Below are 12,741 nucleotides of genomic sequence, written 5' to 3' on the forward strand. Positions count from 1 at the left end.
GGCGGTGATTATTGGTATGAGGTACGGATATGTGGCGGGTCGCGGGCCTTGTGGCCTCTTGTAAATGGATGGCAAACACACCCATGGCGTGAAATGCCCGCTGGTATAATACTCGCAGATCCACGAATGTGAAGAAGAATGTTGGACACACTGCCTCGCATTGCCCCTGCCGGTCAGAAGACCCGCTGCCCTGCCCTGCCCGATGGCCTGGATGCTGCCGTACTGGCCGGCCTGGCCAAGGCCGGCCACACCCTGCTGGTGCTGACTGCCGATGCCCAGTCCGCGCAACGGCTGAAAGCCGAGTTGCCCTGGTTTGCCCCCGACATCAAGGCGGCCTTGCTACCCGACTGGGAGACGCTGCCTTACGACCATTTCTCGCCGCACGGCGAGCTGGTGAGCGAGCGGCTGGCCACCTTGTGGCAAATCCACCGCGGCGAATGCCAGGTGGTGATTGCACCGGTCAGCACCGCCATGACACGGCTCTCGCCGGTCAGCTACCTGCTGGGCCGCACCTTCTTGTTGCAAAGCAAGCAACAACTGGATGTGGAGCAACTGCGCGCCGACATGGTGATGGCAGGCTACAGCCACGTCACGCAGGTGATGGCACCGGGCGAGTTTTCCATTCGTGGCGGCCTGGTGGACCTGTTCCCCATGGGCAGCACCCTGCCCTACCGTATCGACCTGTTCGACAAGGAAATCGACAGCCTGCGCACCTTCGACCCGGACAGCCAGCGCACGCTGTACCCGGTGCCGGAAATCCGCATGCTACCGGCGCGCGAATATCCGGCGGACGAAAGCGGTGTCACCGCCTTCCGCCAGCATTACCGCGAGCGGGTCGAGGGCGATCCTTCCAAGAGTCGCATCTATAAAGACGTCTCGGCCAATCTGTTCCCTGCCGGTATCGAGTACTACCTGCCGCTGTTCTTCGACGAAACCGCCACCCTGTTCGACTACGTGGGCGAATCCGCCCTGGTGGTGCTGCACCGCGACGTGGCCGGTGCCGCCGACACCTTCTGGAAGGACGTACAGAACCGCTACCACATGGCACAGGGCGACCCGGAACGCCCGGTACTGCCGCCGGCTGATGTGTTCTTGCGTCAGGACGAATTCCTCGGTCGCATCAAGCCTTATTCGCGCATTGAAATCCCGGCTGCTGGCGAAGCGGATGCCACCAGCCTCACCCTGCCCGACCTCGCGGTGGAGCGCCGCGCCGACAACCCGCTGCACAAGCTGGCGCATTATCTGCAGACCAGCGGCCAGCGCGTGCTGCTGACGGCAGAAAGCCTGGGGCGGCGCGAAACCATGGTGCAGTTCCTGCAGGAACATGGCATCAAGCCACAGCTGATCGACAACTGGCAGGAGTTTGCCAACGGCAACATGCCGCTGGCGCTGGTGGTGGCCCCGCTGTATTCCGGCTTTGCCCAGCAGCAACCGCCGCTGTCCATCATCACCGAGAGCGAGCTGTACCAGCACATCGCGCGCAGCCACACCCGCCGCCGCCATGTGAAGATGAGCTCGGACTCCATGCTGCGCGATCTGGCCGAGGTGAAATCCGGCGACCCGGTGGTGCACGAGCAGCACGGCATCGGCCGCTATATCGGCCTGGTGTCAATGGACCTGGGCGAAGGCGAAACCGAGCTGATGCAGCTGGAGTACGCCGACAACGCCACGCTATACGTGCCGGTCAGCCAGCTGCACCTGATTTCGCGCTATGCCGGTGGCCCGTCCGAACAGGCCCCGCTGCACAAGCTGGGCAACCCGGCCTGGGAAAAGGCCAAGAAGAAAGCCGCCGAAAAGGCGCGCGATACCGCCGCCGAGCTGCTTAACCTCTACGCCCAGCGCGCCGCGCGCGAAGGCCACAGTTTCACCCTGTCCCACCACGATTACGACGCCTTTGCCGCCGGTTTCGGTTTTGAAGAAACCATAGACCAGGCCAATGCCATCGAAGCCGTGATCCACGATATGTGCAGCGGCAAGCCGATGGACCGTCTGGTGTGCGGCGATGTGGGCTTCGGCAAGACCGAAGTCGCGCTGCGTGCCGCTTTTGTCGCGGTGATGGGCGGCAAGCAGGTGGCGCTGCTGGTGCCCACCACCTTGCTGGCCGAGCAGCATTTCCAGAACTTCTCCGACCGCTTCAACGACTGGCCGGTGAAGATTGCCGAGCTGTCGCGCTTTCGCAGCGCCAAGGAAAGCAAGGCCGCGCTGGCGGGCCTGGCCGAGGGCACGGTGGACATTGTCATCGGCACCCACAAGCTGGTGCAGCCGGATGTACAGTTCAAGAACCTGGGGCTGGTGATCATCGACGAAGAGCACCGCTTTGGCGTGCGCCAGAAAGAACAGCTCAAGCGCCTGCGCGCCAATGTGGACGTGCTTACCCTCACCGCCACACCGATTCCGCGCACGCTGTCGATGGCGCTGGAAGGACTGCGCGACTTCTCGGTCATCGCCACTGCGCCCAACCGCCGCCTGGCAGTGAAAACCTTCATCAGCCCGGCCAGCAATGGCGTGATCCGCGAGGGCATCCTGCGTGAACTCAAGCGTGGCGGTCAGGTGTTCTTCCTGCACAACGAAGTGGACACCATTGCCAACATGCAGGAAAAACTGGCCGAACTGGTGCCGGAAGCCCGCATCGGCGTGGCCCACGGCCAGTTGCGCGAACGCGAGCTGGAACAGGTAATGCGTGACTTCCTGCAGCAGCGCTTCAACGTGCTGCTGTGCTCCACCATCATCGAAACCGGCATCGACATTCCCAATGCCAACACCATCCTGATCAACCGTGCCGACAAGTTCGGCCTGGCCCAGCTGCACCAGCTGCGTGGCCGGGTGGGCCGCAGCCATCATCAGGCCTATGCCTATCTGCTGACCCCGGACGGCATGACCAAGGACGCCGGCAAGCGGCTGGAAGCCATCCAGCTATCCGGCGAGCTGGGTGCCGGTTTCTATCTGGCGATGCACGATATGGAAATCCGTGGCGCGGGTGAGGTACTGGGCGAAGGCCAGTCGGGCGAAATGCAGGAAGTGGGCTTCTCGCTGTTTACCGAGATGCTCAAACAAGCGGTGCGCGACCTGAAAAAAGGTCGCGAGCCGGACCTGGATGCACCGCTGGGCGTCACCACCGAAATCAATCTGCACAGCCCGGCGCTGCTGCCGGATGCCTACTGCCCGGACGTGCATGAACGGCTGGTGCTGTACAAGCGCCTGGCCACCTGCGAAACCGAGCAGGACATCGATGCCATCCACGAGGAACTGATCGACCGCTTCGGCCTGCCGCCGCAAACGGTGAAGACGCTGATCGAAAGCCACCGCCTGCGCCTGCTGGCCAAGCCGCTGGGCGTGGCCAAGCTGGATGCCAGCGAAGTGGCCATCCAGTTGCAGTTCATCAAGAACCCGCCGATCGACCCGATGAAGATCATCCAGCTGATCCAGAGCAAGAAGAACTACAAGCTGGCCGGGCAGGACAAGCTGCGGGTGGAGTCGAAGATAGAAGAAGTGGGCCTGCGCGTGGTGCGGGTGAAGGAGCTGCTGAAAGAGCTGAGCTAGCACCTGGATCAAAACCACTGAAGTCCGGTCAACGCCGAAACAGTGTTGTGACACTGTTTCGGCGTTTGTCCATCTCAGGCTTGCCAGCCCCCCGTTCGACAGGCCCCGGGGGTCAAAGCAGCCTTGCTGCATTCCGTCTGCTGTTACTGGAGTCATGTCAACATGGCAAGGATACAAAGGTAAGCAACTTCTCATACCGCAAGCCGGACGCACTCACCACCACAGGCTAGCGCCCCTGGTATTGCGGCGTTCGCTTGTCAAAGAAGGCCTGCATGCCTTCCTTCTGGTCCTCCGAGGAAAACAGCATCTGGTAGGCTTTGCGCTCCAGCATCAAGGCCGTTGCCAATGGCGCATCGGCTCCGGCCAAAACCACTTCCTTGATCTGTTGCACCGCCAGCGGCGGCATGGCTGCAATGCTGCGTGCCAGCTCGATGGCGCGTTGCTCAACCGCCTCATCGGCGACCACTTCGCTGACCAAACCCATCGTCAATGCTTGTTGCGCGCCAACCATGCAACCGGTCAGCAGCATCCGCATGGCCTGCGCCTTGCCTACAGCGCGCAGCAGACGTTGCGTGCCTCCAGCCCCAGGCATGATGCCAACCTTGATTTCCGGTTGTGCAAATTGTGCCGACTCCCCCGCCACGATGATGTCGGCATGCATCGCCAATTCGCAGCCGCCACCCAAGGCATAGCCAGACACGGCAGCGATAATCGGTTTCGGGCAATCGGCTACCGCTTGCCATAGTTTGTGTACCTGGCGCTGCATCAGCGCGATGCTGCCGATGTCGGCCAGTTCCTTGAGATCCGCCCCGGCAGCAAAAGCCTGTTCACTACCTGTCAGCACGATGACGCGTATCTCCGGGCGGTCGGACAAGTGTCTGAGTGCATCCGCCAGTGCCTGGCGTAGCGCCATGTTCAGCGCGTTACGGGCTTCAGGGCGGTGCAGGCGCAAACGGGCAATGCCCAGCTCCGGGTAGTCCAGCAGTAATGGTTCGGTCATGGTCACCTCCTTTATATGCGCTCAATCACCATGGCAATGCCCTGGCCGACGCCGATGCACATGGTGCATAGCGCCAGCCGACCGCCGGTGGCCTCCAGCTGCCGTAGCGCGGTCAGCACCAGCCGTGCACCGGAAGCACCAAGCGGGTGCCCCAAGGCAATGGCCCCGCCATTCGGATTCACCTGCGCGGCATCGTCCGGCAGGTTCAATATACGGAGCACCGCCAAACCCTGCGCGGCAAAAGCTTCATTCAGTTCAATCACGTCCAGGTCCTGAATGCGCAGGCCCAGGCGCTGGAGCAGTTTCTGGCTGGCCGGTGCCGGGCCGATGCCCATAATGCGCGGCTCCACTCCCGCGCTCGCCATGCCCAGTATTCTGGCGCGCGGGGTGAGCGCATGACGTGCCACCGCCGCCTGGCTGGCAATCAACAAGGCCACAGCACCATCATTCACACCGGAGGCATTGCCCGCCGTCACCGTGCCGTCGGCGCGCACCACACCGTTCAACCTGGCCAGCATGGCCATGGTGGTATCCGGGCGCGGATGTTCGTCATGCTGGATAAACAAGGTTTCGCCCTTCGGGCGCGGCACCGCTACCGGCACAATTTCGTCCGTGAAAAAGCCATTGGCCAAGGCGGCGGCGTAGCGCTGCTGGCTGCGTAGCGCAAAGGCATCCTGATCGCAGCGATTCACCCGGAAATCAGTAGCGACGTTCTCAGCGGTCTCGGGCATGGAATCGACCCCATACTGTTGCTTCATTATCGGGTTGATGAAGCGCCAGCCTATGGTTGTGTCTTCAACCTTGGCACTGCGCGCAAACGGCTTGTCTGCCTTGCCCAACACAAAGGGTGCGCGCGACATGCTCTCCACGCCACCCGCGATGATCAAGTCGGCCTCGCCCGCCACAATGCTGCGCGCTGCCATACCAATGGCGTCCATGCCGGAACCGCACAGCCGGTTGATGGTCGTGCCGGGCACCGAGACGGGCAGCCGGCCAGCAGGCCGGCCATGCGCGCAATATTGCGGTTGTCCTCCCCTGCCTGATTAGCGCAGCCATAAATCAGTTCGTCGACCAGGCTCCAGTCAAGCGCGGGGTGGCGTTCGCGCAATGCACGAATCGGGATGGTCGCCAAGTCGTCTGTACGAATGGAAGACAGTGCGCCGCCGTAGCGGCCAAAAGGGGTGCGAATGCCATCGCAAATATAAGCGTGGGTCATGATGTTCTCTCGAATGCGCAGTTGGGATTAGCGGTGACGGAAAGCGGGCGGACGTCTTTCGACAAAGGCGTTCATGCCTTCTTTTTGGTCTTGCAGCGCGAAACTGGCGTGAAAGACCCGCCGCTCGAACAGCAGCCCTTCGGACAAGCTGGATTCGAAAGCACGGCCCAGAGATTCCTTGATCATCATCAGCACCGGCAGCGAGTAGCCGGCCATTTGCTGTGCCAGTTCGAAAGCGGTGTCGAGAACGGCTTCGTCGGCCACCACACGGGATACCAGGCCGGCTTTTTCGGCTTCGGCGGCACTATAGAAATTGCCACTCAGGCACCATTCCATCGCCTTGGCTTTGCCGATGGCGCGAGGCAGACGCTGGGTACCGCCCATGCCGGGCAAAGTCCCGATCTTGACTTCGGGCTGGCCGAACTTGGCCGAGACACCAGCCACGACGACATCACACATCATCGCCAGTTCGCAGCCGCCACCAATCGCGTAACCGCAAATCGCGGCGATCAGCGGCTTGCGCAGGGTGCGCGCACTTTCCCAGTGCCGGGTGACATAGTCGGAGAGAAATACATCATGGAAGTCCCATTCGGCCATGCGACCGATGTCGGCACCGGCGGCGAACGCCTTTTCGTTGCCAGACAGGACAATGACACTGATGCCAGGGTCCTGGTCTGCGGCCATCAAGGCCGCCTCCAGCTCCAGCACCAGTTCTTCATTCAGCGCATTGCGCTGGGCGGGACGGTGAATTTCGATATGCGCAACGCGTTCATGCTGCGCCGTCTTCAGGTAGGTGTACTTGCTCATGCGGAGTCTCCTCCTGCCTGGACGGTATATGCGGCAAGCCGGGGCTATACACACCATGCAGGAACATCTGACTGACGATCTCCGCCATTGCTGCTCTATCTATCGGTCCGTCGGCACGAAACCAGGTAAAGGTCCAGTTCATCATGCCGAACAGCGTCATGGCCACCGGCTTGATCTGCACCGCCGTCAACTCCGGACGCAATCTGGCAATCAGCCTGGCAAACCCGTCCACCACCTGGCGCTGCTTCTCGGCCACCTTGCGGTGCGCCTCGTCCTCCAGGAATTTCACGTCCTGCACCAACACGATATGGTAGTGGCGCGACGTGGCATATTCTTCCATGAAACGGACGATAAGCTCGGTCAGGTGCGCTTCGGTATCCAGCCCTTGTCCGGCAACCTCATCCTCAATGGCAACCAGGCGGTCGAGGTAGGTGTCGGCGATATCAAACAAGAGATGCAACTTGTCCCGATAGTAGTGATACAGCAGCGGCTTCGACATGCCACATAACTCAGCCAGTTGGGCTATCGATGCACTGGGGAAACTTTTCTGCGCAAACAAATGCGCAGCATTCTCCAGTATGGAGCTGCGCTGTACTTCGAAATTGGGGGATTTTGTTCTTGCCATATCCGGGGTCTGCTTGATTCGTGGAGCGTCAGACTCGGCTTATGCGAAAACGGCCCCCTTCATTCGGAGTACGGCAGGTCAACGTTCGTCAAAACTGACCACAACGTTTTCGGTAAGCGGATGCGCCTGACAGGTGAGTGCAAAGCCCTGCTCGACTTCAGCCGGTTCGAGGGCGAAATTCTTATCCATGCGCACATGGCCAGCGAGGACCTTGGCACGGCAGGTGCAGCATACCCCACCTTTACACGAATAGGGTAGATCGATCCCGGCGCTGACGGCGGCATCCAGAATGCTTTGTCCTGCCGACAATCCCACCTCACGGGCAAGGCCGTCCATGATGACCGTCACGGTGGCTTGCGCCGCTTCATCGTCCCGCGCCGTACGCGGTGTATCGGCCCCTTGCGGTACGCAAAAGCGCTCGGTATGGATATGCGCGCGCGCCAAACCAGCCTGCTGCAAAGCGCCGATGGCGTCATCGATCATCTCGTTGGGGCCGCACACAAAGGCATCGGAGATGTTGGAGAGCGGCAGCAGGGTGTCGAATATCCGCTGCAGGCGCGCGGCGTCCAACCGGCCATTAAACAGTTCCAGCTCCTGCGCCTCACGCGAGAGGAAGTGATAGACGGCGAAGCGGTCCATGAAGCGGGCTTTCAGTGCGGCCAGGGTGTCGGCAAACAGAATGGTGCCGCGCCGCTGGTTGCCATACAGCAAGGTAAAGCGGCTGTTTGGCTCGACCTCCAGCGTGGTCTTGATGATGGACAACAGCGGCGTGATGCCGCTGCCGGCCACAATCGCCAGGTAATGTTTTTTATTGTCGGCGGCCAGCGGTACAAAAAAACGGCCATCCGGCGGTAATACCTCGATACGCTGCCCTGCACGCAATTCCTTGTTGGCATAGGTGGAGAAGATTCCGTTTGCCACTTGCTTGATGGCAATACGCAGTTCTCCATCGCCAATGCCGCTGCAAATCGAATAGGAGCGGCGCTCGTCCGCGCCTCCGATATTGGCACGCAGGTGAGATGCTGGCCCTGGGTAAAGCGATAGGTTCAGCCAGCGCGGGAGGCACTTCAAAGCGGAGCGAAATCGCTTCTTCGCTCTCTTTGCGCACTTCGGCGATGCGCAGCAAATGAAAATTCGTACTCATGGTGGGGGTCCTTGTTCCGCAGAGTCGTCGCGGAATACTTACGCTTAAATTGGTTTGAAGTACTCGAATGGTTCGCGGCAGTCCTGGCAGCGGTACAGCGCCTTGCAGGCGGTAGCGCCAAACTGGCTCAGGCGCTCGCTGTGCTTGCTGCCGCAGTGCGGACAGGCCGGGTGTAATGGCGTGAAGTGCAGAATCTGCCAGCCGTCCTCGGTCGTTTCCGCCCGATGCTCCGGCGGCGCAATACCGTATTCGCGCAATTTGCGCCGCCCCTCCTCACTGATCCAGTCAGTGGTCCAGGCCGGGCTAAGCTGGGTACTCAGCCGCACTGGGCCGGCCCCGGCAGCTGCCAGCGCATCGCGCACCGAGGCCTCAATCACTTCGGTGGCAGGACAGCCGGAGTAAGTTGGCGTGAGCGTCACCTGCAGGTCATCCCCATTACGGCGGATATCGCGCACGATGCCTAAATCGCATAAGGACAGCACAGGTATTTCAGGGTCGGGTACCTGGTGCAGCACGGCCCAGGCTTGGGCTATGGTTAACATCACGCCACCCCTTTACCAGTTGCCGCCGGGATAGGCGCGCTGCAAAAACTGCATCTCCGCTAATAGCGGACCCAGCGCCTCGCTGTGGATGCCATACTTGCCACGACTCAGATAGCCTGCCACGGTCGGTACTTGCAGCGTTGCTGCGGCGAGCACCGGCAGCACAATGCCTTCCCAGGCGCTGCGCAAGCTATCTGAGGAAGGGACCACACCGGCCAGCCGTGCTTCCACCTCGTCACGGTCGAACAGCTCTGCGGTGAAGGACCACATGTATTCCAGTGCCGCCTGCATGCGGCGGTGCGACTCCTCGGTTCCATCACCCAGTCGCACTATCCAATCGGCACCATAGCGCAGGTGATAGCGGCTTTCCTTGAGGCTCTTTTCGGCAATAGCGGCCAGGCGGGCATCGGTGGAGCGCAGCAATACCTGCCACAACACCACCTGATACGCGGCAAACAACAGCATGCGCAGCACCGTGCGGCCAAAATCGCCGCCCTCCAGCTCGGTGAGCGTCAGATTATGGAATTCCAGCTCGTCACGCAGGAAGGCAAGTGCATCCTCGTCACGGCCACTGCCTTCCAGCTCCCCGGCATAGCTCAATAACTGACGCGCCTGACCAATCAGGTCGAGCGCAGTATTGGTCAGTGCGATGTCTTCTTCGATCGCAGGTGCATGGCCGCACCATTCGGCCAGCCGCTGGCCCAGTACCAGTGTGGAGTCGCCCAGGCGCAGCAGATATTCAATCAGGTCTTTGTTATCAATTTCAGCCATGGCTGGGCTCCTTACATATTGTTGACGGCGGCCGGCAGTTGGTAAAAGGTGGGCAAGCGGTAGGTTTTGTCGGCCATTGCATCGAAAAACGGCCCACTCCACTCGGCCTCGCTGGTCAGTACGGATGCAGAAGGCAACACCCACAGACTGCCTGCCGGATATTGTCCAAAGGCTGTTTCGGCACTGCGTAGCGCTGCCGCAGCATCACAGGCGTCGACACTGCCAATGTGCTTGTGATCCAGCCCCGGCTTCAACCGCAAGAAAACTTCAAACTGTCGTGGGGTGTCGCTCCTGCCGGCGGCAGGCTCTGCACCGTTCTGACTGACATCGCTGGCAGCAACTACCCACAGGCTGTTGCCCTCCTGACGGCGGGTGTAGACATCGCGCGCCAACAGCAGTGCATGTTGGCCATCGGTGGCGTGCAGGCTGCTGAAATGCTTGTGCTCAAGACCGTTACGGCTTTTGATGAAAACCTCATACTGCGGCCATTGATCGTGAAATCCTGTCATCGTCGAGTCCTCCGGATTAGTGAGCCTGCCTGGCGGTTTTTTTCTCGGCGTGCACACGGGCAGCTTCTCGCACCCACGCACCGTCTTCATGCGCCTTGATGCGGGCCGCCATGCGTTCGCGATTACATGGTCCATTACCCTTGACCACCTGCCAGAATTCGTTCCAGTCGATGGCGCCGAAATCGTAGTGACCACGTTCAGCATTCCACTTCAGATCTGGATCGGGCAGTGTCACACCGAGTACCTCGGCCTGCGGAACGGTGGCATCGACGAATTTCTGCCGCAGATCGTCATTGGAAAAGCGCTTGATACCCCACTTCATGCTGGTAGCACCGTGTACCGAATCCTGGTCGTGCGGGCCGAACATCATCAGTACCGGCCACCACCAACGGTCCACCGCTTCCTGCACCATCGCGCGTTGGGCCGCACTGCCCTTCATCATGGCCACCAATAGGTCATAGCCTTGGCGCTGGTGGAAGCTTTCCTCTTTGCACACCCGGACCATCGCGCGGGCATAAGGGCCGTAAGAGCAGCGACACAGCGGCACCTGGTTGGTAATGGCTGCACCATCCACCAGCCAGCCAATGACGCCGATATCAGCCCAGGACAGCGTCGGGTAGTTGAAGATGCTCGAATACTTGGCACTGCCATCCAGCAAGGCAGCCACCATGGTGTCGCGGCTGACACCCAATGTTTCGGCCGCGGCATACAGATACAGACCGTGCCCTCCTTCGTCCTGCACCTTGGCCAGCAAGATGGCCTTGCGTTTTAACGTTGGCGCACGAGTGATCCAGTTACCTTCTGGCAGCATGCCAACAATTTCCGAATGGGCATGCTGGGAAATCTGGCGGATCAGCGTCTTGCGATAGGCATCCGGCATCGGGTCTGATGGCTCGATCTTGATATCGGCTGCCAGCTTCTCGTCGAAGCCGACACAGGGCGCTTCTGTCACTGCGCTGTCGGTCGCTTGTACGCCGGGCAAGTCCAAAGCTTGTGTGTACATCTGCACAACTCCTTGTCGATGAATGGGTAAGAATCGTCGTCATTTCATCCTTCGCCACACCATGACTGCGCTTTACTGCCACAAGGGCAAGGCGTTGTTGATGGCTGACGAATTTAATTAACTTAACGGTCGGTAAATTAAAAAGCAAGAAAAAAAGGGACGGTATGAACCTTCATCCAGCGCACTCAGCGCGGACGCTTGTCGATCACACGCCGCACCTTGCCCACCGAGCGCATGATGGTCATCGGCTCGACCACCTCTACCAGGGTACTGACTCCTACATTGCTCTTGATCATCTGCTGCAATTCCTTGGCCATGCGTACTTTGGCTTCATCAGAGGCATAGCCCGCCGGGTCGCGTTCAACAAAAACGGTCAACACGTCCAGATGGCCATCTTTGTCCACTTCCAGGTAAAAATGCGGGGTAAGCGAATTGACCCGCAGAATCAATTCTTCGATCTGGGTTGGAAAAACGTTCACGCCGCGGATGATCAGCATGTCGTCAGAGCGACCGACAATCTTGTCGATACGCCGCATGGAACGCGACGTGGGGGGCAACAGACGGGTCAGGTCACGCGTGCGGTAACGAATCACCGGAAACGCTTCCTTACTCAAGGATGTCAGCACCAGCTCACCTTCCTCGCCATCCGGCAACACCTCACCGGAGACCGGGTCAATGATTTCCGGATAGAAGTGGTCTTCCCAGATAACCGGCCCATCCTTGCTTTCGATGCACTCGCTGGCTACCCCCGGCCCCATCACTTCGGACAAGCCATAGATGTCCACCGCGTCAATTCCGGCGCGCTTTTCGATTTCAAGACGCATCTGCCCGGTCCAGGGTTCTGCACCGAAAATGCCCACCTTGAGCGAAGATTTGGCCGCATCAAGACCCTGCCGCTCCATCTCGTCGAGAATATTAAGCATGTAGGATGGCGTCACCATGATGATGTCGGGCTGAAAATCACGGATCAGTTGCACCTGTTTTTCGGTTTGGCCACCGGACATCGGCACCACGGTACAACCCAGTCGCTCTGCACCATAATGTGCGCCCATGCCACCGGTAAACAGTCCGTAACCGTAGGCGATATGCACGATGTCACCCTTGCGCCCCCCTGCGGCGTACACCGAACGCGCCACGACAGTCGCCCAGGTATTGATATCGTTCTGGGTATAGCCAACCACGGTGGGACGTCCGGTCGTTCCGCTGGAAGCGTGGATACGCACGACATCCTTGCGCGGTGTCGCAAACAAACCAAACGGGTAGTGTTCGCGCAAGTCAGACTTGGTGGTAAACGGAAACAGTTTCAGGTCCTCCAGCGACTTCGCATCAGCCGGATGCACGCCAATTGCTGCACATTTGGCACGAAATGGTGCCACATTGTCGTAAGTGTGCTTGAGCGACCATCTGAGCCGTTGCAGCTGCAAGGCACTCAGCTCGTCGCGGCTGGCAGTTTCGATCGGCTCCAGTTCGTGGGCCTGGGCTACTTTGCTCACCATGGTGTTTCTCCTCTTGTGTGGATCGGGTCACCCCGTGCTGTGTTCTGATTTTCGCGCGCCAGTCCGGCAAGACCGGCAGCACTAGGCG

General features: G+C 60.1%; 10 protein-coding genes and 1 pseudogene. 1 reads left to right on the top strand and 10 read right to left on the bottom strand.

Annotated elements, in window-relative coordinates; translation table 11 throughout:
• The first annotated feature begins 138 nt into the window (after positions 1-138).
• On the top strand, positions 139-3,540 hold the full coding sequence (gene mfd / locus AWT75_RS06070) for a transcription-repair coupling factor (protein WP_062788224.1): 3,402 nt from the start codon (positions 139-141) through the stop codon (positions 3,538-3,540).
• A gap of 226 nt (positions 3,541-3,766) precedes the next feature.
• Here mfd and AWT75_RS06075 read toward each other — a convergent pair whose 3' ends face one another.
• The 10 genes and pseudogenes from AWT75_RS06075 to paaK all read right to left on the bottom strand — a co-directional run bounded on the left by AWT75_RS06075 (position 3,767) and on the right by paaK (position 12,653).
• Positions 3,767-4,540, bottom strand: coding sequence for an enoyl-CoA hydratase (locus tag AWT75_RS06075; protein ID WP_062788227.1), 774 nt, complete (start codon positions 4,538-4,540; stop codon positions 3,767-3,769).
• A gap of 11 nt (positions 4,541-4,551) precedes the next feature.
• A pseudogene (pcaF, locus tag AWT75_RS06080) lies at positions 4,552-5,756 on the bottom strand (3-oxoadipyl-CoA thiolase).
• A 27-nt stretch (positions 5,757-5,783) separates the two neighbouring features.
• Positions 5,784-6,563, bottom strand: coding sequence for an enoyl-CoA hydratase-related protein (locus AWT75_RS06085; RefSeq protein ID WP_062788228.1), 780 nt, complete (start codon positions 6,561-6,563; stop codon positions 5,784-5,786).
• Positions 6,526-7,188 carry a TetR/AcrR family transcriptional regulator gene (locus tag AWT75_RS06090; RefSeq protein ID WP_062788230.1) on the bottom strand — a complete coding sequence of 221 codons (663 nt, stop codon included), beginning with the start codon at positions 7,186-7,188 and terminating at the stop codon, positions 6,526-6,528. Before AWT75_RS06090 ends, AWT75_RS06085 begins: the two co-directional genes overlap by 38 nt.
• Before the next feature lie 78 nt (positions 7,189-7,266).
• The gene (locus AWT75_RS06095) at positions 7,267-8,259 is read right to left on the bottom strand and encodes a 2Fe-2S iron-sulfur cluster-binding protein (RefSeq protein WP_204376890.1); all 993 of its coding nucleotides are present in this window, start codon (positions 8,257-8,259) and stop codon (positions 7,267-7,269) included.
• Positions 8,260-8,376: 117 nt separating this feature from the next.
• Positions 8,377-8,874, bottom strand: coding sequence for a 1,2-phenylacetyl-CoA epoxidase subunit PaaD (gene paaD / locus AWT75_RS06100; protein WP_062788233.1), 498 nt, complete (start codon positions 8,872-8,874; stop codon positions 8,377-8,379).
• Between the two features lie 12 nt (positions 8,875-8,886).
• Positions 8,887-9,645, bottom strand: coding sequence for a 1,2-phenylacetyl-CoA epoxidase subunit PaaC (paaC, locus tag AWT75_RS06105; RefSeq protein ID WP_062788235.1), 759 nt, complete (start codon positions 9,643-9,645; stop codon positions 8,887-8,889).
• An 11-nt stretch (positions 9,646-9,656) separates the two neighbouring features.
• Positions 9,657-10,154: a 1,2-phenylacetyl-CoA epoxidase subunit B gene (locus AWT75_RS06110; protein WP_204376891.1), complete on the bottom strand. Its 498-nt coding sequence runs from the start codon at positions 10,152-10,154 to the stop codon at positions 9,657-9,659.
• Positions 10,155-10,170: 16 nt separating this feature from the next.
• A complete protein-coding gene (gene paaA / locus AWT75_RS06115; RefSeq protein ID WP_062788237.1) occupies positions 10,171-11,157 on the bottom strand; it encodes a 1,2-phenylacetyl-CoA epoxidase subunit PaaA in 987 nt (328 codons plus the stop codon).
• A gap of 185 nt (positions 11,158-11,342) precedes the next feature.
• Positions 11,343-12,653: a phenylacetate--CoA ligase PaaK gene (gene paaK / locus AWT75_RS06120; RefSeq protein WP_062788239.1), complete on the bottom strand. Its 1,311-nt coding sequence runs from the start codon at positions 12,651-12,653 to the stop codon at positions 11,343-11,345.
• Positions 12,654-12,741: the final 88 nt, after the last annotated feature.

Origin of the sequence: Aquitalea pelogenes (genome assembly GCF_001515305.1) — a bacterium.
In the GTDB taxonomy this organism is placed as follows: domain Bacteria; phylum Pseudomonadota; class Gammaproteobacteria; order Burkholderiales; family Chromobacteriaceae; genus Aquitalea; species Aquitalea pelogenes.

Excerpts from the sequence above, each read along its gene's own strand:
- mfd (WP_062788224.1), top strand. The coding sequence starts at position 139 with ATGTTGGACACACTGCCTCGCATTGCCCCTGCCGGTCAGAAGACCCGC.
- AWT75_RS06075 (WP_062788227.1), bottom strand. The coding sequence starts at position 4,540 with ATGACCGAACCATTACTGCTGGACTACCCGGAGCTGGGCATTGCCCGT.
- AWT75_RS06085 (WP_062788228.1), bottom strand. The coding sequence starts at position 6,563 with ATGAGCAAGTACACCTACCTGAAGACGGCGCAGCATGAACGCGTTGCG.
- AWT75_RS06090 (WP_062788230.1), bottom strand. The coding sequence starts at position 7,188 with ATGGCAAGAACAAAATCCCCCAATTTCGAAGTACAGCGCAGCTCCATA.
- paaD (WP_062788233.1), bottom strand. The coding sequence starts at position 8,874 with ATGTTAACCATAGCCCAAGCCTGGGCCGTGCTGCACCAGGTACCCGAC.
- paaC (WP_062788235.1), bottom strand. The coding sequence starts at position 9,645 with ATGGCTGAAATTGATAACAAAGACCTGATTGAATATCTGCTGCGCCTG.
- AWT75_RS06110 (WP_204376891.1), bottom strand. The coding sequence starts at position 10,154 with ATGACAGGATTTCACGATCAATGGCCGCAGTATGAGGTTTTCATCAAA.
- paaA (WP_062788237.1), bottom strand. The coding sequence starts at position 11,157 with ATGTACACACAAGCTTTGGACTTGCCCGGCGTACAAGCGACCGACAGC.
- paaK (WP_062788239.1), bottom strand. The coding sequence starts at position 12,653 with ATGGTGAGCAAAGTAGCCCAGGCCCACGAACTGGAGCCGATCGAAACT.